This is a genomic window from Runella salmonicolor (genome assembly GCF_024158025.1).
Taxonomy (GTDB): Bacteria; Bacteroidota; Bacteroidia; order Cytophagales; family Spirosomataceae; genus Runella; species Runella salmonicolor.
On the sequence record NZ_JAMZEL010000001.1, the window covers coordinates 676,575 to 702,510 of the forward strand.

Genomic DNA, 25,936 nt, shown 5'->3' on the forward strand with positions numbered 1-25,936 from the left:
TTTGAGTTTTGGAGTTACAGTTTTAGATAAAAAAGCAGAAACGTCCCCAAATTTAACGACTCATCCGAATCTTGCAACTTTATGTTTTATTTAACGCCAATTTTATGTTGTTAGAATAACTTTTTACTCCTTTTATCCTGCAAGGGGCCCATTATTATTTCTTCTTTTTCGGATATAAATCTACAATTATTCCCATTTTTTTTCTCAATTCTATCCCGATTGACGGCACAAATTTGAAAAAAAAATCGTTTGTAGAAAGTGAATACACGGCCTAAACTGTCTATAAAAGCAGTAACGTTTAGTGATACCGTTGGTATGACTTGTTGAATACTCAATACGTTAGAAAATCGTTTTACTTACTTAATAGCCATCAATAACAATGCAGTTACAGCCGATTGACAAACGCTCGGGACTTACGCCCGAGGAGTTCAGAGAACAATACCTTTTGCCCGCCCGTCCCGTCGTTTTTCGGGATCTTGCGGCGGATTGGCCCGCTACCCAAAAGTGGACATTTGAGTATTTAAAACAAAATTACGGACACTTAAAAGTCCCACTTTTCGGCAATGACTTCCACGATGCTGGCAAAGGCTACATGAGTCCCAAAGTTCACATGCCTTTTGCCGAATACTTGGATTTGATTCAAGCGGGGCCGACCGAATTACGGATGTTTTTGTACAACATTTTCCAACACGCCCCCGAACTCGTCGACGATGTCAGAATGCCGACCATCATGCCGGGGTTCGTCAAAGAATACCCTTTTATGTTTTTTGGAGGACAAGGCGCAGTGGTAAAATTGCACTATGACATCGACTGCTCTTCGGTTTTTTTGACCCAGTTTCAGACCCGAAAACGGGTAACGCTGTTTGCTCCCGACCAAAGCCGTTTTTTGTATCAACATCCTTTTACGGTGCAGAGCCACGTAGATGTTTTGCATCCTGATTATGAAAAATTCCCTGCCTTCAAAAAAGCGGTGGGCTGGGATACCGTGCTCGAACACGGCGAGACCATTTTTATCCCCTCTACTTTTTGGCACTTTATCCAGTACGTAGACGGCGGTTTTTCCATCGCTCTTCGCGCCAACGACAGCGTGTTTACCCGTCTACGTGGCGTGTCAAACATTGTCCGGCATTTTGTGGTCGACAAGGGCATGAACAAGCTGCTTGGCCCCCGGTGGAAACATTGGAAAGAAGAAAAAGCCGCCGAACGCGCCATGGCGTAGTATGAGCCCCACCCAAGGCATTTTCGGAAAGTTGGGACGGGGTATCATTTTACAAAAAAGTAAGCGTTAAGCAGATACTCCGCTTAACGCTTACCAAATAATGCTCCGTTTTCAACCTTACCTAACTCCCACCTGCACTTCGGTGATGTTGTTTTCGGGCGTTTCAAAATCCATATTGATGTACATTTCTCGGCACTCATCGGTCATGTGAAGTCCTTGGGCGTGGAGTTGACGAATGAGGGTTTCGTAGGTTTTGGGCAGTTGCTCCCAAGGCCCTTCCAACACCGCAGAAACACACTTAAAACCCGCAATACGCCGCCACTCAAACTCCGACGAAACCACCTCTTTTTCTTGAATAGGAAGCGCTATTTCCAACAGAAACTTCGTGTCAGGCTGTCCGTCGATACCATAATAATTCCAGTGAATGGCCCCCGTAACCATCAAATCGAGGCGCGCCGCTTCGCGGTAGAGGCTTTTGGCCACGTGAGCCACGTGGTTTGATAATTCTGGCAGGGTGGTTTCGACGCGAAAAACCAGGGCATTGTACGGTTTTGATTCTTTGATATTCATGGCTGTATGGGTGGTTGTTTAGTTTTGCGGATAGTCGAAGTTAACCATCCATTTGATGCCAAATTTATCGGCGGTCATTCCGAAGTAAGCTCCCCAGAAAGTATCCTGAAGCGGCATTTCAACTTCGCCACCTTCGGCCAATCCGTTAAAGATTTTTTCGGCTTCTTCTTTGCTTTCAGCCCCGATGGCCAACGACAGATTGTTTCCCAGCGTAAGCGTATGACCCATAGATTCGAGGGCGTCGGTTCCCATCAGAATCGTATTGCTGCCAATCGGCAAAGCCACATGCATGATTTTGTCCTGATCGGCGGCTGATAATTTATCCGCCTCTGGGGTGTCTTTAAAACGCTGAAGCCCGACAAATTCTCCCCCAAAAACTGATTTGTAAAAGTTAAACGCCTCCTCTGTGTTTCCCAAAAAATTCAAATACGGATTGACTGTTGCCATGGTTGTGTTTTGTTTAAAGTTGATTAAAATGACTGATTATTTAACTTCAACAAAGGTACAACCCGTTAGTGACAACGGTATGTCAGTAGGGTTTTAGGAAAGATAATGCTCCTGAATTTCGAGGGCCAAGGTGTGCATCATGTCTTTCATTTTTAGGGGGCTTTCTACGCTAACGTGCTTACCAAACGTCAGCAGCCAACGGCCCATTCCTTCAAAAAATTGCGTCATAAACGTCATTTTGACGTATTTGTCGTGTACTTCTTCCGACAGGAACCCCCACGTATAGCGTTGCTCCTGCATAAACATCGCCGCTCCTTTGTGCACCCAAATGGTCACTTCTTCGAGCTGCTCCTCTACGCGCAGGCGGTCAAGGTAGGCTTGCAGGGTAAGTAAGTTTTGTTTCGGAAAAAACACCTCTGTATTGGTCAAGTTCTGAATCCGGTCGACCCTAAAATCACGGTAATCGCCCCGCAGCCGACAATACGCAATCAAATGCCAGTGAGAACTATAATGCACCAAACCGATGGGTTCAATTTCACGCTGCGTACTGTGGCTATGAAAATTGGTAACGTAATCAATCCCCAGTACCTGCTGCCGCACAATAGCCTGTTGAATCACATTGAGGGAATTCACCGAAAAAGGCTCCGCGCGCTGCCGTGCCAGCACCTCCACCCGCGATTCGAGGTCTTCTAAGTGTTCTTTTTCGTTGCGTTTCAGCACGGATTTGATTTTGTAAAACGCCGAATCAAACCCTTCGCGCAGCGACTCGTCGGCCATTTTTCCAATCAATTTGGCCCCAAACAGCAGCGCACTGGCTTCTTCGTTGGTAAACATAACGGGCGGCAGGTGGTAGTCTTCCAAAAAATAGCCCACGCCCGCCTCAGCCCCAATGGGTACGCCGGCTTCTTCCAAGGCCCGGATGTCGCGGTAGACGGTGCGTAAACTCATTCCGAAACGGTCGGCAATTTCCTGCGCTTTTACGACGCGTTTGGATTGTAACTGAATTAAAATGGCGGTAAGTCGGTCGATACGGTTCATAAGAGGAAAGGCTGTTTGACGAAATGACGGGCAGAATTTGCGGTAACATTTTGCAAACTGCCGATTCCGTTATAGTATTGAGTATGATTTTCAAAATTCATAAAAAACCATGACTTCACGCCTTTTTTCGTTCCTTTTTCTGATTTTATTCATGGCTTGCCACCGCCCCGCCGACAACGTACAGGAGGCCCAAACCCGCCTCACGAGCGTACCGAAATGGGAAATTCAGGAGATATTGATGGACGAAGCCCCCATCTTTAAGGACGGCAAAAGCGTACCGCACATCAGCGGGGTAGAATTTGATACCTACATGGATTGGGTGCGGTTTTTGCCCGACGGCAGTTTTGAGGGCCATTTTAAAGGGGCCGCCGACACCAAAAAGTTTCAGTGGGAAGCCTATACCAAGCAAAACGTCATTGCCCTGCGGGATACGAGCACCAAAACGGGCGGCTGGAATATCTACCCGCGCAACGTGTATGAAGATGGTTTTGAAATGGAAACCCGCAGCAGCGTGTATGACCCACCACGGGTCACCAAGCTGACGCTGAAGTTTAAGCCGCTCTAAAACAAGCCACGATTTAAGCACAAAAGCAACGTTAGACAATTCCTACATTTGCATTGAAGCGTTCTTCTCCACAAAGTACATCTTGATTTCACCTTTTCCTTTTGCGCTGATGTTTCCTCGGTATTCAAAGGAGAAAAGTGGGTCGTCTTTTATCAATTCGTAGAATGCCTCGCTGATGTTTACTTTGCCCACGCTTCCGTTGCTTTCCATACGGCTGGCGGTATTGACGGTATCGCCCCAGATGTCGTACTGAAACTTTTTTACGCCTACAACCCCCGCCACGATGGGACCAGCGTGGATACCCAGCCGCATTTCAAAGTGAGGCTTTGGGGCTAGTTGGTTTTCGATGGCCCTTTGGGCAATAAACGCCTGCATTTCCAGCGCTGCCAATACCACATTTTGGGGGGAGTTTTCGTCGGCATTGGCCATGCCTCCTGCGGCCATGTAGGCATCGCCGATGGTCTTGATTTTTTCGATTTGGTATTTTTCTGAAATCCTGTCAAACGCCTCGAAGCAGACATTGATTTCTTCGACCAATCGCTGCGGTGACATGGTTTGGGCGGTTTGGGTGAAGGATTGAAAATCGGTAAAAAGAATGGAAACCATTCCAAAATCTTTGGCTTTGACGCTGCCCGTTAGTTTGAGTTCTTCGGCGATTTCTTGGGGCAGGATATTTAAAAGTAAGGCTTCTGAACGGTCTTTTTCGATTTTGAGGGTTTCTTTAGCTTTTCTCACAAAATTCAGTCGATACCACAAACCGCCTGCTATCAGCAGCACCATTCCCAACGAGGCGATGATGATATTTCGCTGCTTTTCTTTGGCCTGTATTTCGGCTTGGTGTCTGAGTTGGGCGGCGCTTTGTTTTTTGACGAAGGCGATGCTGTCCACCAACTGTTGCTTTTGAAACTCCATGTTCATCATTCGACTGGAGGCTTCTTTTGTGTTCAAACTATCTTCAAAAGCATTTACTTTTTCATAATACAGCAACGCCAACGATGTGTTATTCAGAGATTTATAAGCATGATAAAGACATTCGCAGGCATCTTTTTTGATAGAAATCGCACCCATTTTTTCGGCTATTGTTAGCCCCGCGCTGCATTTTCCAACGGCTTCATTGTATTTTTTTAGTTGATAGAATATATTGCCAATGGCAATGCTACAGCTACTTCTATACTGTAATTTGCCAATTTCTTCGGCTTCTTTTAGACAGCTGTTGTAATAGAACAACGCTTTTTGAAAATCTGATTTTCGGTAAAACAACTCTCCCAAGTTTGACAGCACTTCTATTTCTACCTCTTTTTCTTTCGCTTTTTGAGCAATGGTCAGTGATTCATCAAACTCTTTCAAGGCTTTGTCAAAATTGCCTTGCTCCATAGAGATATAACCCACCTCCATCAGTATTTTGGCAACTCCTCGTTTGTCGTTTGACTCTTTGAAAAGGGCATCTGCTTTGTTGAGGTATTTCAGGGCATTGGGGTAATCTTTTATTTTTGAGTAAATACCTCCAATGTTTCCTGTAATGGTAGCAGTCGTATTTTTATTCCCAATTTTTTCTTGCATAAAAATGGTCTGTTTATACAGCTCTACCGCCTGTGGATAATTGCCCATGCTGTAATAAATCACACCTACGTTGTTTAATAAAGCAGCCACCCCTTTTTTATATCCCGCCTTTTTATAGGCAACTACGCCTTTTTCAAAATAAGAAAGGGCTTTAGAAAGGTTGCCTTGGCGGTAATAACTTGCCCCGATATAGTTAAAACAATGACCAACTTCCCGTTGCTTTCCCAGTTTTTGGTAAATAGATAAGCTGCTTTCAAACAATGGCAGGGCTCGTTTTGAGTCGCCCACACTGTCATATTTTTCAGCAAGTTTGAAAAGGCTATCAGCGGTTGATGGATTTGGGGAAGTGGCAATCTTCTGTATGTTTTGGGCGTGCAGTTTTACCTTCACCAGCAGAAAGCAAAACAACAATAAATACATCCAAGGGTTTTTCACGCGTTTAGTGGGTTTCAATTTGTCTGGTGTCTTTGTTTTACTTCACTCCCAACCCTTCATACACCTCCTGAATAATGGCCGTGCAGACGTTGAGGGTGGAGATTTTGACAGGCCATGCCATTAGACTTTCCAAGACTTTGAGTCTTGGAAAGTCTGCATATAGAAACCTTACTTTAGCCCCAACCCCTCATACACCACCTGCATAATGGCCGTACGGACGTTGAGGGTGGAGATTTTGTTGTTGTCGCGCGTGGGGTATACGCGGTTGGACAAAAAGACGTAGTTGAGGTTATAGGCGGGGTCGTTCCAAATCATAATACCCGTATAACCCGTATGACCGTAGCTCATCGACGTGGCGCTTTTGGGGGCGTTACCGCAATCTCTTCCCCGGCAGGGTTTATCAAAGCCTATGCCGCGACGCGACTCGGGGAATTGATAACTCGTAAACTCGTTCATGGTGTTTTCGGAAATAAACGACTCACCGCCGTAGCTGCCTTTTTGGAGGTACAGTTGCGTTACTTTCATGAGGTCGTTCGCATTACCAAAAAGCCCCGCGTGACCGCTGAGCCCGCCCAACATGCTGGCGCCTTCGTCGTGTACGCGCCCGTGGATGAGCGTTTCGCGGTAAAAAGTATCCCGCTCACTGGGCACAATTTTGCTTAAATCATAAAAGCGTCGCGGATTGAAGGTCAGCGAATTAGCGCCTATTTTACGGTATACGTTGGTTTTTAAATAATCTTCAAACGGCACACCCGTGATGTTTTGCACCACCTGCGGGTACAGAATGAAAGATAAGTCCGAATAAATGTATTCCTTTTTCTCGTTAAGCGGCGATTCGCGAATGGCATCAAAAATCTTCTTTTGGTATTTTTTGTGCAACCAAAGGCTATCCGTCACCTGAACCGTGTACGGCCCATGGGCGGTTTTGCCCCAGCTAAAGGTCTTTTTCTTCCAAGTACCGTCGGCATTTTTGGTATCACGCCAGAACGGAATCCACGCTTTCAAGCGCGCCTGGTGCGTCAGCACTTGCCGCCAGACCAAATCGGCTTTGTTTGATTTGTCATAACTGGGCAAATAATCCTTCATCGTTCCGTCCAGATTGAATTTGCCTTCGCTGTGCAATCGTGCCAAGGCCATGGTCGAGCCGGCAATCTTGGTTACCGACGCAAAATCGTACAAATCCGTCAACTGAACGGGGCGCGGCGGCACATTTACCATCTTCAGCGGAGTTGGATACACATGAGTGCCGTAGGCTTTGCGATAAAATACCTTTCCGTCTTTGGCCAGCTGAACCACGATACTCGGCGTTGCTTTTTGGGCAATGGCGTTGTTGGCCAGTGAGTCAATCTTGAACGAAAGCCATTGGCTATTTAGCCCCACTTCTTCTGGAATGGTGTATTTGAGGCGACCGATGGCAGGAATGTCCAAACCCGCGCCGTAGCCAAACTGCGCATTGACCGTCACGGGGAGTTTGCCTTTGGCAGGAATGGCTCCGAATAACAATTGCGCCGACAACTCTTCGGTAAACGGCGTCAATTGGTAGGCCATCACCAAGGCTTTGGCATTTGAAATATCCTCCAATTTATTGAGCGAATACGCATTTCCAAAAACCGTTATGATTGAATTACCGTTGTTGGCCAACTCTTTTACCCAAGCTGCTGTGGTGGGCGTAATCCCATAATTTGTTCCCGGACGAATGTTGTTGAGGTGCGCCCCTACCAGCACCACATCGTAGCTTTTCAGCGCCGACCGAATACGTGATTGCACGCTGTCGGGCGTTTGGGGATGAATGATAAAATGGTCTATGTTGGTATATAAAGAAAGTGTTTTTTGGAACGTAGTCAGGTCGCCCGTTGAGGCTGTTTCATTACGAGTACCGAGGGCTACAACTCCATCTTTGGTGGCCGCCGTGGCCGCTGGCGCGTCCGTTAAGGAAACGGAAGCAATCGTTATTTTATCTAAATGCTTGATGGGTAAAACATAACCCTCATTTTTCAGAACCGTCAGCGCATTTTCGGTGAGCAGGCGATTGAGCAATTCAGATTCTTTGTCGTTAATATCGGCAATCAGATTTTTGGTTTCAATGGGTTTGAATTGAGCCAATCCAACCCAGGCTTTGGCGGCCAAAACTTTCTTGACCCGCGCGTCTATTTCGGCCTGACTGATGCGTCCTTCGGCAATGGATTTTTTGATTTCGGCAATGGCGGCGGGTACATTGGGGCTAAATTCCAGCACATCCATACCTGCTTCCAATCCTTTGGCGTCGCCTGTTCCGTTGGGGAAATATTTGGTCAGGCCCTTCATGTTCATCGCATCCGAATAAATGAGGCCGTTGAAGTGCAGTTGGTCTTTAAGCAAACCCGTTACGATGGGTTTTGAGAGCGTAGAAGGCACATTTTTGGCAGTATCCAATACTGGTATCGCCAAGTGCGCCATCATGATGCCGTCGGCACCTTTCTCGATGAGTTTACGAAAAGGGTATAATTCTACGGAGTCTAATCGGGCGCGATTGTGCGGAATAACGGGCAAATCATAATGCGAATCCACACCCGTATCTCCATGACCGGGGAAGTGTTTGAGCGAACTCAAAATTCCTCCGTCCTGCATTCCTTTCATGTACGCGTACGATTTTTCGAATACTTTTTGGGGATTTTCACCAAACGACCGAAAGTTAATGACGGGGTTATTAGCGTTGTTGTTGACGTCGACCGAAGGGGCAAAATTGATATGGACGCCCAGACGTTTCTTTTGCGCCGCCAGCGCTTTGCCCATTCTATAAATCAAATCGTCATTGCCCTGAATCGCCCCCATCGTCATCTGGTACGGGAAGCGCACCGCACTGTCTAGGCGCATGGCCAAGCCCCATTCGGAGTCCATCGCTACCAAAAGCGGTACTTTGGAAATGGACTGGTAATAATTGGTCAGTTGCGCTTGTTGCACGGGGCCACCCTGAAAGAAAATCACGCCCCCCACTTTGTAGTCACGAATGTACTGCGCCACCACGCGCGGGTTGGAGAAAGTCGTGTCAATGATGACTCGTTTGGGGTTCATCGGATACCCGTGGGCCGCCACCATAATAAGCTGCGCAATGCGCTCGTCGGGCGTCAGGCTGTTAAAGACCGAATCTACCCAGCGCTGGTTGGGGTTTTGCAAAAAAGGCGGTGTAGTTTGAGCAAAAGAGGAAGTTGCAAGGCAAAAAAAGGAAAAGAGAAATAGAAACAGAGGCTTTTTCATGTAAATCAGCGATAATGCCGGTGTTGATGGTTATTGATAGTCAAAGGTTGAAAAAAGGTAGGCATAAGTCAAATCTCCGTGCTAAAAAGATTGAGCCTTATCCACAAAAAACCCCGCCGAAGTTGGTTTTGGCGGGGCTTTTATCTATTTATTTGCAATGCATTATTTATGGGTATCTGCTTCTTAGGTAGTTTCATTCACAAATGAAGAGGCCTTTAATCGGTTCCACATCCTTCAATCTGTGCTTTGAACACCGCCCCCGCTTTGACCTCAAAGCCAGGTCTAAATTCTACGGACTTGCCCGCCTGATAGAGTACATCGCTGTTGGTGTTCAGTAGATTCGCGGCTTCAATTCGATGCTCTACCTTAAAATAATGGATAGCTCCCGAAGCAGTTGTTTCACCGGGATTGCTAAAGAAATATTCTGGAGGACATTCGGGGCGCATCCTCCACAACTCCCGTCCAACATCGGCCCGGTAGGCAGAAAAATAAACCCGTCCGTTATGGACCGAAACCAATTGTGGCGAAGAGTTGCGGATGCCCGCGTCGATATCCGTCAATCGTACCGTGCCTGAGATGGTGCCGTCCGAACGGTACAATTCGTAGCTTTTATGTTGGGGACCAGAAGCGGGAGAAGATTCATAAGCATTCAAATACAAAGAACTGTCTCCTTTCGTCATTCGATAGTCTGAAAGCAACGTACTTTTTAGCAGTTGGGTCCCCTGAGCGGTACCATTCGATTTCCAAAGTTGCTGGTTGGCAAGGAAATAAAGCTCATTTTTAAAAGTCACCAACGAAAAAGGAGTAGAACTAGCCGTTCCCAAGGTAATATCTTTGACCAATACTGTACCAGCTGCCGTACCATCCGACCGCCACAGTTCAGTGCCGTTTGTTGCATCAGAAGCCCTAAAAAAGAGTTTGTCGTCGTAGATAATCAACGCCCCGTAGGATTCCTCAAAATAGGGATTTTGTCCAAAACCGCTGTTGGGCCCAGCATAAATGTCTTTGACCAGCGTAGTGCCCATAGCCGTACCATCCGACCGCCATAGTTCATAACCTAAACTGTCGGTGTTAGCAATAAAATACAGGGTATCTTTATACACTACAAAGCCATAAGGCATTGAGCCCGCCATCCCCACATTGATGTCTTTGACCAACGTAGTGCTCAAATCAGTACCATCCGTACGCCACAATTCCACACCCGCGCTATCGGAGCCTTGGGCCGCGAAATACAAAAACCCCTTGTAAGCAATCATTTTTACGGAAGAATCTGGCTCCGAATAGCTTCGGGCAGGCGCGCCAGTTATTTTATCGGTTATTTTCTGAAAACCGCTTTGACTGCTTTTATAAAGTCCGTTGGATAGAAAATAGAGTTCATTGTTAAGCGTGGCAAACAGCACTTTTTGGGATGTGGACGAAAAAGTATCAAAAACCTTCGTTGGGGCGGTCTCACCGTTGGTTTTCCACAAATACCGCCCGTTGACCATCCAATAAAGTTCATTTTGGAAAACAGTAAAATTATTAAAGTAGGTAGAAAAACCCGTTGCGCCAACCGAATGCCCTAGGCTTTGTGATGCATTTTTGGTAAAGTCGCCGTACAATAACGCACTAGCGGCGGTGCTATCGGCCCTCCACAGCTCCGTGCCCGATTTGCCGTCGTTGGCGGTAAAGAACGTTGCGTTGTTGAAATGTACCACTCGACCAAAAGGGTTCGTGGCCGAATTGGCCATTTCGGTATTCATATCCTTGACCAAGGTTGTATTGGCCTGCGTTCCGTCGGTGCGGTACAGCTCAAAGCCCGAAACGGGGCTATAAGCCGTAAACAAAACGCCCGTCCCCAACGCCAGCGGCACCACACGGGCCAGTTCAAGACCTAAACTTTGATTGAGGCTTTTGACCAAAACTGTTCCCGCGCTCGTGCCATCCGACACCCACATTTCGTAGGTATCGTTGGGAGAAGGCGCCCTCATAAACGCTATTTTATTGCCAAAGGCAAACGTAGTATTGGTTTCAAAGTAAGAACTGATGGTAGAATCAGCGATGTTTTTTACCAAAGCCGTACCCAGCGTGGTGCCATCAGTTTTCCATAATTCACGCCCATTGATACCATCATTGGCAAAAAAGAAAAGGGTGGTTCCGGCCACGGTAAAGCCTGGATTTGAACCAAAAGTCCCATCATTATAAGCCGCCGAGCTCGGATTGATGTCTTTTAGCAAGGTGGTTCCTGCGGTGGTCCCGTCAGATTTCCACAACTCAAATCCTTTCAAACCTTCGGAAGCGACGAAGAATAGTTGATTGTTAAACACCACGGGGTTTGTCACGTGTCGCAAAGAGTCTTTCACTACCTGCGTGCCCAAGGCCGTACCGTTGGATTTCCACAATCGGGTAGAAACGCTATCGTAAGCCGTAAAATACACCTGATTATTAAGCACTTGCAAATTACTCGGCGTACTTCCAATCGTTCCCGCATGAATATCTTTCACCAAAACAGTTCCTGCTCCGTTGGATTTCCATAACTCGCAACCGTTTGCGCCATTGGTTGCCTGAAAAAACAAGGTGGTATCTACAACCGCAAAATGAGCTGGATAACTACCCAAAACCCCCGTATTGATATCTTTCACCATCACAGTTCCCGCCGACGAGCCGTCTGTTCGCCACAATTCCGCCCCGTTTATCCCGTTATTGGCCTGAAAATACGCCTTCGTTCCAATCACTTTAAAAGACTTTGGATTAGCATTTGCACTACCCAGATTGATATTTTTTACCATATAGGTACCAGCGGCCGTGCCGTTTGTACGCCATAATTCAACCCCAGTACTATCTTGCAAAAAACTGAAATACAATACATTGCTCAAAACTCCTAGAACTTTCATGTAAGCATTTCCCGAGGCAGTATTAAATAATTCGGTGGTTCCAGTGATAGAGCCATTGGTTTTAAACAAGCCGTAACCACTGCCGCGTTTGTGCGCCAAAAAAATCAGCGACCCGTTATAATTCGTCAGATTGCTGGGCGATTGTATATAATCCCCAACGGCCGTCATATCCAACAATACCGTCCCGCTGGGTGTGCCGTCAGTTTTGTACAGCATCGTCCCTTTTTCTGACGAAGCCGTATAATAAACTACCCCACTAATGTTGACGGCATTGGCTACATCCAACGTACTCGCGTTTGTGCCATACACATCCTTGAGCAGTTGTTGTCCATAAGATTGAACGAATAAAAGAAGATAAAAAAAGGTTGTGCAAAATTGTTTCATAACGTTTAACTCAAAGCCCCTCCTGCCAAACTACCCGATGTTAAATAATAAACTCGCATTGTAATATACTATAAAAATTAAGAATTGAAGCGCCATTTTTTCCATTACAATTCAACGACGAATGGGATATATATCAAATAAAAATATCCCTATAAGACAAATTTAGGATATTATATTTAAAAACAAACTAAAAATATCCTTGTGAATCATCGACAGGGATTATTTTTACAAAAAAGGTAAAATGATTTTTTTAGGTTAAAGATGTAGATTTGAAGTGCAATTATCCAGCAGTTGCTGGGTAGGTGATTACCCAAAAAAGAGCCAACTCTTCTAAATAACAAACCATAGTTTTGTGGTGTCAAAAGAATATGTTGCATCGTTAATCAGTCATAACTTTGAACGCTTTTGGCGGCAATCCAGCTACCAAAACGGAGCTACATCGCCTAAAGACCGAAAAACGAGTATTTACGCCAACGCGACGCCAAACAGGAAGAAACCATCCAGGTATTGGAAAATACCATAAAGAAGCTTTCTAAAACCAATTCTTCAAATGGGGAAATAAATGAACAGATTGGGGGGGGGCAACACATTGATTTCCAGTAAATTAAAAAAGGGATAACCTGCTGAGGCTATCCCTTTTTTAATGAATTTTGAACAATAAGTTTACTTCTTTTCTCCTCCTCCTTTCGGTGGGTTATTATTCGGTTTAGTGTTATTGGCAGGATTATTCCCTCCTGCGTTTCCCCCACCTCCGCCTTTTTTCTTTTTATTTCTGTTACGATTGCCGCTTTGTTGCTGGTCACGGTCGCGGCTGCTGAATTTCTTATCCATCTTCGCCAAATCGCTATTGATGCCGGGAGCCGGCAACAACGACACAAGCTCTTCGATTTCTAGCACTTCCAACGAAACAGGTTTTTGTCCTTTGGCATTAAGACTCAATATCCGATTGACGTTTTCTAGCGAAATCGGGTGCCAAGTGGTGCTGTCATTCTCGTAGCCAAACCACATGATTTTCTTGAAAATATCCGTTTTTTGCAGGTGTGCTTTTCCCTTTTGGGTTTGAAGCGGTGCATCTACGTGCGGAATATCCTTGAGGGCATCAATGTAGGTTTCGAGTTCGTAATTCAGGCAGCATTTCAAGCGCCCGCACTGACCCGACAATTTGGTCGGATTTAACGACAAATTTTGGTAACGTGCCGCTGAAGTGGTAATGTTTTTGAAATCGGTCAACCACGTAGAGCAGCATAACTCACGGCCACAGGCCCCGATACCACCCAAACGTCCCGCCTCTTGACGCAGGCTAATCTGCCGCATCTCAATCCGTGCCTTAAATTCTCCCGCCAATACTTTGATTAATTCACGAAAATCGACGCGCTCGTCGGCTGAGTAATAAAAAGTAGCTTTGGTATTGTCTGACTGAAACTCTACATCTGAGAGTTTCATATTAAGTTTCATGTCTTTGACCAACTCCCGGGCGCGGTACATGGTGGTGAGGTCGCGGGCAATGCTTTGCTCGTGCTTTTCCAAATCGCGCGGAGTGGCTACGCGATAAATGCTCTTCAGGTTTTCGTCATTGGCTACTTTCTTTTTGACCATTTGCAGGCGAACCAAATCTCCTTGCAATGATACTGAGCCAATATGATAACCAGAGGCCATCTCGCACACGACGTAGTCGCCAGTGTGCAAATCGAGTTGATTTATGTTGCGAAAATACTCTTTACGTCCGCCCTTAAATTTAACTTCTACGACATCAAACCGTTTCATCACTGGCACGTCCATGTCGCTGAGCCAATCAAAAACGTTCATTTTATTACAGCCACCCGTTCCACAAGCGCCATTATTTTGACAACCGGACGTTTTTTCAGTCAGGCCACGCGTGCCGCAACCTCCGGTTGAACATGATTTACAGGACATAATTTATAGAATAGTGAGTAGTGGGTAGTGAGTAGTGACGGGGCTGCCCGAGCAGTAGTGAGTATTTTAATACTGACCATAAACCACTAATCACCAGCCGCTAGTCGTTATAACGGATCAAATCCAATCCAATATCTTTGCGATAATATTTACCTTCAAATTGTACCGTTGCTGCTGCTTTTTGAGACTTATTGACGGCTCCTTCGAGCGAGTTTGCCAAGGCTGTTAAAGTCAACACACGGCCTCCGTTGCTGAGTACCTCGCCATTTCCATTGGCGGCGGTCCCAGCGTGGAAGACGAGCACGTCTTCTATTCTTTCTAACTCTGCAATTTTCTTGCCTTTTTCGTACGCTTCAGGATAGCCCCCCGACACAAGCACCGTGGTCACGGCCGTTTGCGGCGAAATCAGCAAATCACTTTCCGCCAATTTTTGGTCGGCAGCGGCGAGCAGAAGCGTTACGAAATCGGACTGAATACGCGGCAATACCACCTCGGTTTCGGGGTCGCCCATGCGCGCGTTGTATTCAATCACGTAAGGTTCGCCTTTTACGTTCATTAAACCGATAAAAATAAACCCGACGTAGCGGATTTCTTCGGCCTGCAATCCCGACAAGGTAGGCTTAACGATTTTATTTTCTACCTTCCGCAGGAAGTTTTCATCGGCAAACACAACCGGTGACACCGCCCCCATTCCGCCCGTATTGGGGCCCGTGTCTTTTTCTCCGATTCGCTTGTAGTCTTTTGCTTCAGGCAAAATTTTATAGTTGATACCGTCCGTTAATACAAAAACAGAAAGTTCGATTCCTCTTAGAAACTGTTCAACGACCACTTTGTTTCCAGCATCGCCAAACTTGGCATCTACCAGCATATCTTGCATGGTGGCCTTGGCCGTGGCGATGTTTTCTGCGATAATTACCCCTTTGCCAGCGGCCAATCCATCGGCTTTCAAAACAATCGGCAAAGCATGTGACTCCAGAAAAGTAAGGCCTTCTTCGAGCGTCTCGGAGGTAAATGTGCGAGAAGATGCCGTAGGAATCCCGTACTTCAACATGAAGTTTTTGGAGAAATCCTTGCTTCCTTCCAGTTGGGCGCCCAGTCGGTCGGGGCCTACAATTTTGACTCTTGAAAGCTCAGGACGTGCTTTCAAAAAATCAACAATTCCATTGACCAGCGGCTCTTCTGGTCCCACAATCACTAATTTAATTTTTAGGTCCACAATTGCTTTCGCAGTTGCTTCAAAGTCATTATAGCTAAAGGGGAGATTGGTCGCTACTTGAGCGGTACCTGCATTGCCGGGGGCTACATACAACTCATCACAGTGTGGGCTTTGCGCAATTTTCCAAGCAAAAGCGTGTTCACGTCCGCCCGAACCAAGGATTAGAATGTTCATCTTTTTTGTATAAAAGGGATCGCTACGAGTAAAATGTTGAGTAATCATAAAATTAAGAACAAACGCGGGTTTGTTCTTAATTTTATGGGGTTAGCTTTCCACCTAGTTTGCTACTTCTGACAAGAATTTGATACGCATCAATCGGAGTTCGTCCTCGGTGACATCTTCCTCCGCCAACTCATCCATGGCCACTGCAATACTATCGGTTTCGGTTGCCATGAAGTAATCGTAAATATCCCGTTGGCGGTCACGGTCCATAATCTGATTGATGTAGTAATCCAAGTTTAGTTTTGTACCGGAGTAGCAAATGTGTTCAATCTCCTCAATCAACTCGTCCATCCCAAGCCCTTTTGCTTCCGCAATCTCATCCAAATCCACTTTTCGGTCTATCTGCTGAATAATAAAAATCTTCACTTTAGACTTGTTAGCTGCTGATTTTACAACTACGTCTTTAGCGGTTTCTATCTCATTTTCTTCAACGTATTTGGTGATTAAATCAATAAATGGTCGTCCAAATTTTGATACTTTCCCCATTCCGACCCCGTTGATTTGGGCCATTTCCTGCGACGTGGTAGGGTAAGTGGTGGCCATTTCTTCCAACGACGGATCTTGGAAAATCACGTACGGAGGAAGGTTTTTTTCTTTCGCCAGTTTCTTACGTAGTGCTTTCAATAAACCTAAAAGCGCTTCATCGTAGGCATTGCCCCCACCCGCTGGGGCAAGATCCGTTACATCTTCTTCATCGTTTGCTTTCTGAATCTCACTTTCATCAAACGTATGATCTTTGGAAATCGTAATCGGATAAGGGTCTTTGATAAACTTGCGTCCCTTTTCCGTCATTTTTAAGACCCCAAAATTTTCGGAATCTTTAGACAGAAATCCAAAAATCACCAGTTGGCGAATCATTGAACGCCAGAACTCCACTCCGTATTCTTCTCCTTCTTCTTCATCTTTAAATTTACCAGCCCCGTACATTTCAAGCTTGTTGTGCTCGTAGCTTGTTACGTAGATGTTGTCGGTTGCCGTAATCAAGTCGGCAATGTGGTCTCCGTCAAATCGCTCGTCTGTTTGGTCGATGGCTTTAAGGACCAAAACCGCCTCTTCCTGAATCCTAATCCGCTGGGTAGGCTTAACGCAATTGTCGCAAAACCCGCAGTCTTTCTCCATGTACTCTCCAAAATAACTCAATAACTGACGCCGGCGACACGCGCCGAGGTTGGCGTAGGCCACCATTTCATTGAGCAAATGACGCGCGTTGTCACGTTCGGTAACGGACTTATCTTTGTTGAATTTCTCCAGTTTTTGAATATCGTCGATGCAGTAAAACATGACGCAATTTCCTTCCAGACCATCGCGTCCAGCACGTCCTGTTTCTTGATAATAGCCTTCCAACGACTTGGGGGCGTCGTAGTGAATCACAAACCGCACGTCGGGCTTGTCGATTCCCATTCCAAAAGCAATCGTTGCCACAATCACGTCGGCTTCTTCATTGAGAAAGGCATCCTGATTGTGCATCCGGGTCGACGAGTCCAATCCTGCGTGATAGGGCAGTGCTTTTACATCATTCACATTCAGCAAATTGGCCACTTCTTCCACCGTTTTACGGCTCAGACAATAGATGATACCCGATTTACCTTTGTTGTTTTTAATGTATTTGATGAGTTGTTTGTTAACATCACCTAATTTAGGACGAACTTCGTAGTAGAGGTTTTTACGGTTAAACGATGTTTTAAACATCGCCGCTTCTTCCATCCTTAAGTTTTTGACAATATCCTGCTGTACTTTGGGCGTAGCGGTGGCAGTCAACGCGATAAGCGGCAACTCAGGGTTGATGTTATCAATAATTCCACGGATACGACGGTATTCAGGTCGAAAATCATGGCCCCACTCAGAAATACAGTGCGCTTCGTCTACCGCTACAAAAGAAATATTGGCTCTTTGTAGAAAATCAAGGTTCTCCTCTTTGGTCAACGATTCTGGAGCAATATATAACAGTTTTAGGGTTCCGTCTAAGGCGTCTTTTTTAACTTTATTAATTTCAGCCTTGTTGAGGGTAGAATTCAAAAATTGGGCATTGATTCCGAATGCATTGAGTTGGTCCACCTGATTTTTCATCAACGCAATAAGGGGCGAGATAACGATAGCAATACCTTCAGTTGTTATCGCCGGCAGCTGATAGCACAGGGATTTGCCAGCACCAGTAGGCATAATAACGAAGGTGTTATTGCCGCCCATGATGCTATTGATGATAGCCTCCTGCTCTCCTCTAAACTGACTGTAACCAAATATTTCTTTGAGTCGCTCTTTAAGCGTATGCTGTACGCCTGTGTCTACCTGAATCATCCTCGTGACTTATAAATTTTAGTGGCTTTTACTCTCCTGATTTACAGGGATTTGTATAGCTTTTGTGGTGAGTTGGAATGTAAAAAAACAACGATTATCCAGAGTTTTGCCAATCCGTTGTAATCGGACCCTGAACTTCAGTATCTAAGTTTGAAATTAGTAAAAATTATCAAATTTGACACAACAAATTTTCAGCTGTAAAAAAAACATTTTTTTTTACCGAACCACCCGAAATGACTAACAACCTACTGACAGCCAAAACCTTGCAGGGATTTTACTTAGTAAAATAGGGAGAAAATTTGTTTAAAAATATCCATAATACTTCCGTTTATTTATCGCATCCGCTCCTGCGAACGAACAAATTTCTCGTCGCGACGTATAAAACGGTTGGCAAGTACGTTGGCCAACATGGCTAATATAAGGGAATAAAAACCAAGTCCGAAATCTCCATTGGCGGCGGGATCAAAAAGATTTTTAGCTTTTCCAAACACAAAATACATGACCAAACCCATTATAATCGTCATAAGTACGGAGTTGGCGGCACATAATCCCGACTGAAGCAAACGGTTTTTGTATTGAGACAACGCAAAAGCGGCCAATGCCGCCACAAGTGCCCCCAGCAAAGTTAGGTACCACACTGGCGTGATAACCGAGCTAGTGCCTTGCTGGTGGATAAGCCGCAGGGCCGTCAAATGAACCGATTGAGTTGTATCTAATGCTGTTTTATCCCAAATAGGCAGGGAAATCATACCGCCCATTCCTACGGCAACCAAAGCTAAAAAAAGTGACTGAATACGCTGTAACATAACTTGTTAGTAGTTATTCTTATTTGTTTTTAATGATTTATTTACTAATAAAGGATGGCAAAGGTAATCAATTGACTATAATTTTGATACACCCGCTGGAGGGAAGATTTCAAACCTTCTTACCAACGCAAACGTTGGACCGCAGCACATCACTTTGATAGATAAACTTTATTTTTACGAAAAAATCAGCTTTTAAAAGAATCGAGTATGCTTTCAAAAACGTTCGGCAGTGCAGTCTATGGCGTCAATGCCACCATCATTACCATTGAAGTAACAGTAGGGCAGGGAATGCGTTTTTTTATGGTGGGATTGCCCGACAGTGCCGTAAAAGAAAGTGAACAGCGGGTGGAAGCGTCGCTGAAATACTTTAATTACCGTATGCCTCGCCAAAAAGTGGTCGTCAATCTGGCCCCTGCGGACATCCGAAAAGAAGGCTCGGCCTACGATCTGCCCATCGCCCTGTGTGTACTTCAAGCATCTGACCAACTGGTTGCCCAAAAGAATTTGGAAGACTACATCATCATGGGAGAACTTTCGCTAGATGGCAACCTCCGCCCCATCAAAGGAGTGTTGCCCATTGCCATCGAAGCCCGTAAATTAGGGTATAAAGGGTTCATTCTTCCCGCCGCCAATGCCCACGAGGCCGCGATTGTCAATAACCTAGACGTGATTCCCGTCGAAAACCTTAAAGATGCCATCGAGTTTTTTGAAGGCACCAAAGACATCACGCCCGTAACCATTGATACCCGGGATATTTTCCTGAGCACCCACAACGAATACGACGCTGATTTTGAGCATGTACAGGGGCAGGAAAACATCAAACGCGCCCTCGAAATTTCGGCGGCGGGCGGACACAATGCCATCATGATTGGGCCTCCCGGTTCGGGAAAAACCATGTTGGCGAAGCGAATTCCGTCCATTTTGCCCCCTCTAACGCTCCACGAAGCCCTCGAAACGACCAAAATCCATTCGGTAGCGGGGAAATTGGGCGCAAAAGCCGCGCTTATTTCACGGCGTCCGTTTCGGGCACCTCACCATACCGTAAGCGACGCCGCTTTGGTTGGCGGTGGTTCGTTTCCCCAACCTGGCGAAATCTCGCTGGCGCACAACGGGGTGTTGTTTCTGGATGAACTGCCCGAATTTAAACGTACAGTTTTGGAAGTAATGCGACAACCGCTCGAAGAACGTCGTGTAACCATTTCGCGGACCAAATGGGCCATTGAATTTCCCGCCAATTTTATGCTCATTGCCAGCATGAATCCTTGTCCGTGCGGGTATTATAACCATCCCGAAAAAGAATGTGTATGCCCACCGGGAGCGGTGCAACGCTATCTGAACAAAATCAGCGGTCCGCTCCTCGACCGCATTGATTTGCACGTAGAAGTCACGCCCGTTTCGTTTGACCAAATTGCCTCTACCCGCAAATCCGAAAACAGCACCGCCATCCGCGAGCGAGTCATCAAGGCGCGCGAAATTCAAACCGAGCGTTTTAAAGAAAATACGGGTATTTACTGCAACGCCATGATGCCATCGCAAATGGTGAAAGAAATTTGTGACATTAATCCTGCGGGCAAAATTCTGCTCAAAACCGCCATGGAACGCCTCGGTCTTTCGGCGCGGGCGTACGACCGTATCCTGAAAGTATCACGCACCATTGCCGATTTAGCCGCCAGCCCCGACATCAAAATTGAACACTTGGCCGAAGCCATTCAGTACCGAAGTTTGGATAGAGAAAGTTGGGCGGGGTAGAGCTATATTTGTTTTAATGGTTAAATTTGCGCTACTATGTCAAAAATATTCTTCGAACAATCAAGACCTACATTTTCGGAAATCATAGGGAACGGAAAAACCTTTGAAGTTCCTAATTATCAACGAAATTATAGTTGGCACTACGATGAGTGGGAGGATTTGTGGTTAGATATTGAAGAGCTCAACTCAGACGACAATCATTACATGGGTTATGTTGTTCTTAAGCGTACGCCTAATCCTAAACATTATGAAATAATTGACGGGCAACAACGAATTACGACGCTAAGTATTATTTGTTTGGCATGTATCAGTCTGTTACAGGATTGGATAAACGACGATATTGAGGCTGAAGACAATCGAAAAAGATTAGAATTAATACGAACAGGTTATATCGGCTTTTTGGAAGGGCGTACGCTGGTTACTAAAGCAAAGCTTAGATTAAACCGGATTAACGAATATTTTTTCAGAAGTTACTTGGTACAGTTGCGTAAACCCAGTAATATAAGCAGCGAAAAACCTTCCGTCCAAAAATTGTACAAAGCATTTACTTATTTTAAAAAAAAGGTAGAAGAAAAGTTTGAATCAAATAAATCTGGCGCGGATTTGTTTGATTTTGTAGACGGTAATTTAGGCAGCAATTTATTTTTCACACTTATTGAAGTAGGTGATGATACAAATGCTTACAAAATTTTTGAAACTCTTAATGCACGAGGGGTAAAACTGTCGGCTTCTGACTTGCTAAAAAATTATTTATTTTCTCTTATCTTATCTGATTCACCTGCATTGGTAGAAGATTTAGATATGAAATGGGACGCCATAAACGACATCCTTGGAAATACAGAAGTTACCACCTATTTACGCCATTATTGGAATGCTCGCCAAAATAAAATCGAACGAAAATCCACCTTATTCAAGGCGTTAAAAAGAAAAGTGGCTAAGCAGCAGGAAGCATTGGACTTATTAAACAGCTTGGAAGAAAATGTTAGTGTATACGCAGCGTTAAGCGATGAAAATAATGCATTGTGGTCGGATGATGAGAGAAAATCCATTAAAGAGCTGAATTTATTTGACGTAACTCAGTGCTACTCTTTATTGCTTGTCGCGAAAGAGAAGTTAGCACCTGGCGAATTTGTAAAGCTACTTAAGGATATAGTTGTTATAAGTTTCCGGTATAATATCATAGGCGGACAAAATCCTAATGAGTTGGAAAGAGTATATAACGACGCTGCCAACAAAGTGTTCAGGGGAGAACTAACAACCGCAAAGGCAATTTTTAAATCATTGGAAAGCGTATATATAGCTGATACAAATTTCAAAAATGACTTTGCTACAAAATCAATTAATACAAATAAAGCAAATCAACTCGTTAAGTATGTCCTCTCAAAACTCGAAAGACAATACGGAGGAAACGAAATAGATTTAAACGATAAGTCGGTAACGATTGAACATATTCTACCCGAAAAGCCAACGGATGAGTGGATTGAGGCGTTCCACAATACGGATACTTCCCAATATATCTACCGAATCGGAAATTTAACGTTATTAAAAACCAATACTAATAATACTGTTGGAAGAAAACTCTTTGCAGTTAAATACCCTGAATACAAAAAAAGTGATTTTAAATTAACAAATTCACATCTTGAGTATGATAAATGGGATGCAAGTACAATAAGCAGTAGGCAAAGAGACATGGCTACAAAAGCTATCTCCATTTGGAAAATAAATTATTTGTAGCCATTCCTCTCTTTACGTCACATCCCTATACAACTCCTCCACGACCCTGCGACCCGATTCAATCGCACCGTGAACGGTGCCGCTGTGGCCGCCGTAGTGCGTAGCCTCCCCAGCAAAATAAACTTTGCGCTGCACGGGCAACGACAGCGTTTGGCGGGTCAGGAGTCCGCCACCCCCCACGATGGGGTACGAATAGGCGCCCTTAATAAACGGGTCTTTGCCCCAATCCATTAGACGGGCATTCGTAAGGGCACCAGAAGCAACACCTTTTCCATAAATCACATCCAACTCTTTGATGATGCTTTGAATCGCCGCCGCGCTCGATTGCGCACTAAGGGCTTCGGCTTTTTCACCCATCGTCAAGCCTGTCAAAACAAAGGATTTTGTACTGCGCCCGTTTGAACTTACCCGATATTCGGGTATGGCGCCCGACGTATACACAGAATCCGTGGCGGCATCCCAAAAACGTTGATTGAACTCCAATATTACTTTAATTCCAGCCCCCGTGCCAATACCCCTAATGGAAGCAAGCTTAGATTCTGGAAGTGCTGGTACAAACTGTAAATCAGTGCTTTGCAGCACAGCAAGCGGTACCGTTATAATCACCTTGTCTACGTAGCGTCGCTGGGCTTGGGCATCTTCCAACATGATGCGTTCATTGGTATAATCAATGCGCTTGATTTGCGTATTAAATACAACCCTTGGCAGTATATTCTTGAATTTTTCTTCTAAAACCGAAGTTAACGAACGATTTGCGAGCAAAAACTCTCCCTCTCCAGCGGACCAAGCTTGGCGCTCCTCCGCCGTACCCAAAACACTCAGGCGGTTGGCCGACGTACCGTGGGGATTGGCCACCAAAGCATCGGCAATGTGCCGCACTCCTGACGCTAATTTGGCCGATTCCATGTATTGAAGCAAGGTAGTGTCGGCGCCCGAATAATTCATTGACTGTTGAGCCAAAGACACGGCGGCTTTGAAATCAGCGTTATTGCCCCATTGGGCTTCGGAAAGAACCTGATTACCAATTTGATAAAAATCTGTCGAGGTGTTCGACACAAAAGACGCACCTGATTCTTTGACCCAATCGTACCAGAGCGAGCGGTTTCCCTGAATTTTTTCGGCTCCTAGCTCAATGTCGAAATCAGCGAAACCCTTCAGCGAACGAATTCGTCCGCCAATTTGGTCGGCCGCTTCATAAATGGTATAATTTGCTTTCTTTTCTGCCAACAAAGAGCCCGCATACAGCCCCGCCGCCCCCGCTCCGATAATGGCAATCTGTCCTTTATACTCTCGCTCCGCATAGGGGTCTTCTTCTTTACAACTGCCAAAGGCAATGGCTCCAGTGGTAAAGACGGTATTTTTGATAAAATCGCGACGTTGCATAGTGGTGAGTTAATGAGGATTCAATGGTGCTTTTGCTTACGTGTAAAAACTCCCGTTCTCTATTTTTCAATTGTACATTTATTCAAAAACGCTTACTTGGCTGTCATCCGTACATTCGTTAAGCAATTCTTGGTTGGTCTTATGTAAAACAGGATGCACAAAATCAGGGGCTATTTCGACCAAAGGCACCAAGGTAAAACGACGTTGGTGCAATCTGGGATGAGGTAAATGCAGGTTTTCTGTATCCAAAATCAGGTCAGAATAATACAGCATGTCAATGTCTATCACTCTTGCCCCCCACCGTAAACGCCGTTCGCGCCCCAGTTGTTTTTCAATTTCAAGCGTTTGATTCAGCAATTCTTCAGGCGTCAAAACCGTTTCAATACTAATCACCTGATTCAAAAAAGCGGGTTGGTCGGTCACGCCCCAAGGCGCCGTTTCGTACAAGTGCGACTGCAACATAACTGGCGCAATTCGTTCCGAAATCAAGTCCGTTGCTTTCGCTAAGGTAGCTTCTCGTTCGCCCAAATTTGCACCTAACAATAAAAAAACTGATTGCTGATTCATGCCGTAAAGGTAGGAAAACAAAAATAATGAAAAGAAACGGCCGCCTTTTGTCTTTCAATAAAAATTGCTAACGCTTTACACACATGAACATTATTACTAAAATAAACGTAACGGTCTTTGGTATTTTGTCGACACTGTCCTGCCTTGCACAGCAAGAAATCGCACTTTACCCAAGCACCGTTCCCAACGCAAAAGACGTTGTAAATGAAGAGGTAAAAACGGCTTCAAACGTCGTTTCCAAAGTTTCTCAACCTACCCTCACGGTGTTTTTACCTCCCAAAGACAAAGCCACGGGCGCAGCGGTAATCATCTGCCCAGGAGGCGGCTATGGTGTTTTGGTCATCAAAAGAGAAGGCTACGATGTGGCCGAGGCTTTTACCAAGCAGGGCATAGCAGCCTTTGTTTTAAAATACCGACTACCCAGCGAAAAAACCATGATTGACCCTTCCATCGGGCCACTGCAAGATGCCCAGCAGGCCATCAAAACCATTCGTCAACGCGCCGCTGAATGGAACGTTGACCCCACGAAAATCGGCATCATGGGCTTTTCAGCAGGCGGACATTTGGCGGCTACGGCAGGCACGCATTTTGAAAAAACCGCCCTTTCCACGACCGACGGCATCAGCGTTCGACCCGATTTTATGATTTTGGTGTACCCCGTCATAAGTTTCATGGATGGCATCGGCCACAAAGGTTCGGGAGTGAACCTTCTGGGCAAAAATGCTTCTTCCGCGCAAATCAAGCTTTTTTCAAACGAACTTCAAGTAACTTCTTCAACGCCACCGGCTTTCATCACCCACGCAAGCGACGACACCGTGGTGCCCGTTTCCAATAGTCTGCTATTTTACGAAGCCCTCCAACGAAACGCTGTTTCGAGCGAGCTGCACATTTATTCAAAAGGGGAACATGGCTATTTGAAAGTTCCCGCTTTTGACGAGTGGTTTGGCCGTTGTCTGCATTGGATGCGAACGGCAGGTTTTGTTAAATAGGCTGCGCGAGGTAAGAAATACGAGGTAAGAGGTAAGAAATAATACCCATAGACTTCTTTCCTCCCGCTTCATACTTCCTACCTCCTATTGCAAATTTTCCATTTCTCCTTTCCAACCTTTTCCTTCCGTTGGCTGCTCTTTGAGATTGAAAGCCAAATTCATGACCGAAAAAGAACTGATTCAACGCTGTCTTTCCAACGACCGGGCCGCCCAACATCTTTTGTACGACCGTTATAAATCGGCCATGTACACGTTGGCTTACCGCATTACGGGCGATTTTGACGAAGCCAACAGTGCCTTGCAGGACACGTTTTTGTCGGTGTTTCGCAACTTAGCCCAATATCGCGGCGAGGCTACGCTAGGCGCTTGGATTAAGTCGATTTTGGTTCGAAAGGCGTATCACAATGCCCAAATAAAACGACAATATATTTTGATGGATGCCATCCCGACCGACACCACAACCGTCGACTGGGGAAACGACTCTATTGAGGCTGCGCATTTGGAAAAAGCCATTTTGAGCTTGCCCGAAGGCACACGAACCGTATTTGTATTGACCGAAATCGAAGGCTATACGCACCGCGAAGTAGCCGAAATGCTGGGCGTGTCGGAGGGAACCTCTAAGTCGCAATTGTTTTACGCAAAAAAACGACTGAGAGAAATGTTGAAGAGTGCACCGTAGGGGCAGGGATTGCCTCTGCCCGAAGAGTGCTTTCGGATTCTCAAATCCGAACCAATA

The 25,936-nt window shown here is 45.4% G+C and carries 18 protein-coding genes; 6 read left to right on the top strand and 12 right to left on the bottom strand.

Annotated elements, in window-relative coordinates; translation table 11 throughout:
* Nucleotides 1–379 precede the first annotated feature (379 nt).
* Nucleotides 380–1,219 (top strand): cupin-like domain-containing protein, encoded by an 840-nt coding sequence (locus tag NCI00_RS02850; RefSeq protein ID WP_166559664.1) that lies wholly within the window; start codon nt 380–382, stop codon nt 1,217–1,219.
* Nucleotides 1,220–1,336: 117 nt separating this feature from the next.
* On the opposite strand, the gene NCI00_RS02855 is transcribed toward NCI00_RS02850, so the two are convergent.
* The 3 genes from NCI00_RS02855 to NCI00_RS02865 form a co-directional block, all read right to left on the bottom strand.
* Complete coding sequence (locus NCI00_RS02855) at nt 1,337–1,789, bottom strand: GyrI-like domain-containing protein (RefSeq protein ID WP_253524823.1); 453 nt, start codon at nt 1,787–1,789, stop codon at nt 1,337–1,339.
* 18 nt (nt 1,790–1,807) lie between these two features.
* Entirely contained in the window at nt 1,808–2,236 is a 429-nt protein-coding gene (locus NCI00_RS02860; RefSeq protein ID WP_253524827.1) for a VOC family protein, read from the bottom strand.
* A gap of 93 nt (nt 2,237–2,329) precedes the next feature.
* Nucleotides 2,330–3,274, bottom strand: a complete 945-nt coding sequence (locus NCI00_RS02865) for a helix-turn-helix transcriptional regulator (protein ID WP_253524830.1) — start codon at nt 3,272–3,274, stop codon at nt 2,330–2,332.
* Nucleotides 3,275–3,383: 109 nt separating this feature from the next.
* Here NCI00_RS02865 and NCI00_RS02870 point away from each other — a divergent pair, with 109 nt between their 5' ends.
* The gene (locus NCI00_RS02870; RefSeq protein ID WP_253524834.1) at nt 3,384–3,839 is read left to right on the top strand and encodes a hypothetical protein; all 456 of its coding nucleotides are present in this window, start codon (nt 3,384–3,386) and stop codon (nt 3,837–3,839) included.
* 42 nt (nt 3,840–3,881) lie between these two features.
* Here NCI00_RS02870 and NCI00_RS02875 read toward each other — a convergent pair whose 3' ends face one another.
* The 7 genes from NCI00_RS02875 to NCI00_RS02905 form a co-directional block, all read right to left on the bottom strand.
* Nucleotides 3,882–5,834 (bottom strand): adenylate/guanylate cyclase domain-containing protein, encoded by a 1,953-nt coding sequence (locus tag NCI00_RS02875; protein ID WP_253524836.1) that lies wholly within the window; start codon nt 5,832–5,834, stop codon nt 3,882–3,884.
* Between the two features lie 168 nt (nt 5,835–6,002).
* Nucleotides 6,003–9,068: a serine hydrolase domain-containing protein gene (locus NCI00_RS02880; RefSeq protein ID WP_253524838.1), complete on the bottom strand. Its 3,066-nt coding sequence runs from the start codon at nt 9,066–9,068 to the stop codon at nt 6,003–6,005.
* A gap of 215 nt (nt 9,069–9,283) precedes the next feature.
* Nucleotides 9,284–12,325, bottom strand: a complete 3,042-nt coding sequence (locus tag NCI00_RS02885) for an ELWxxDGT repeat protein (RefSeq protein ID WP_253524840.1) — start codon at nt 12,323–12,325, stop codon at nt 9,284–9,286.
* Nucleotides 12,326–12,988: 663 nt separating this feature from the next.
* Nucleotides 12,989–14,239 carry a PSP1 domain-containing protein gene (locus NCI00_RS02890; RefSeq protein WP_253524842.1) on the bottom strand — a complete coding sequence of 417 codons (1,251 nt, stop codon included), beginning with the start codon at nt 14,237–14,239 and terminating at the stop codon, nt 12,989–12,991.
* A gap of 100 nt (nt 14,240–14,339) precedes the next feature.
* Nucleotides 14,340–15,629, bottom strand: coding sequence for a phosphoribosylamine--glycine ligase (purD, locus tag NCI00_RS02895; protein ID WP_253524844.1), 1,290 nt, complete (start codon nt 15,627–15,629; stop codon nt 14,340–14,342).
* 102 nt (nt 15,630–15,731) lie between these two features.
* Nucleotides 15,732–17,972, bottom strand: coding sequence for a DNA helicase RecQ (recQ, locus tag NCI00_RS02900; RefSeq protein ID WP_114066897.1), 2,241 nt, complete (start codon nt 17,970–17,972; stop codon nt 15,732–15,734).
* A gap of 332 nt (nt 17,973–18,304) precedes the next feature.
* Nucleotides 18,305–18,778 carry a DUF4293 domain-containing protein gene (locus NCI00_RS02905; RefSeq protein WP_114066898.1) on the bottom strand — a complete coding sequence of 158 codons (474 nt, stop codon included), beginning with the start codon at nt 18,776–18,778 and terminating at the stop codon, nt 18,305–18,307.
* 207 nt (nt 18,779–18,985) lie between these two features.
* Here NCI00_RS02905 and NCI00_RS02910 point away from each other — a divergent pair, with 207 nt between their 5' ends.
* Complete coding sequence (locus tag NCI00_RS02910; RefSeq protein ID WP_253524846.1) at nt 18,986–20,527, top strand: YifB family Mg chelatase-like AAA ATPase; 1,542 nt, start codon at nt 18,986–18,988, stop codon at nt 20,525–20,527.
* A gap of 36 nt (nt 20,528–20,563) precedes the next feature.
* The gene (locus NCI00_RS02915; protein WP_253524848.1) at nt 20,564–22,261 is read left to right on the top strand and encodes a DUF262 domain-containing protein; all 1,698 of its coding nucleotides are present in this window, start codon (nt 20,564–20,566) and stop codon (nt 22,259–22,261) included.
* Between the two features lie 12 nt (nt 22,262–22,273).
* On the opposite strand, the gene NCI00_RS02920 is transcribed toward NCI00_RS02915, so the two are convergent.
* Nucleotides 22,274–23,644, bottom strand: a complete 1,371-nt coding sequence (locus tag NCI00_RS02920) for a flavin monoamine oxidase family protein (RefSeq protein ID WP_253524850.1) — start codon at nt 23,642–23,644, stop codon at nt 22,274–22,276.
* Between the two features lie 78 nt (nt 23,645–23,722).
* Entirely contained in the window at nt 23,723–24,211 is a 489-nt protein-coding gene (gene folK, locus NCI00_RS02925) for a 2-amino-4-hydroxy-6-hydroxymethyldihydropteridine diphosphokinase (RefSeq protein WP_253524852.1), read from the bottom strand.
* Nucleotides 24,212–24,294: 83 nt separating this feature from the next.
* On the opposite strand from folK, the gene NCI00_RS02930 reads away from it, so the two are divergent.
* Together NCI00_RS02930 and NCI00_RS02935 are read left to right on the top strand one after the other, a co-directional pair.
* A complete protein-coding gene (locus tag NCI00_RS02930) occupies nt 24,295–25,200 on the top strand; it encodes an alpha/beta hydrolase (protein ID WP_253524854.1) in 906 nt (301 codons plus the stop codon).
* A gap of 160 nt (nt 25,201–25,360) precedes the next feature.
* Entirely contained in the window at nt 25,361–25,879 is a 519-nt protein-coding gene (locus NCI00_RS02935) for an RNA polymerase sigma factor (protein WP_253524855.1), read from the top strand.
* Nucleotides 25,880–25,936: the final 57 nt, after the last annotated feature.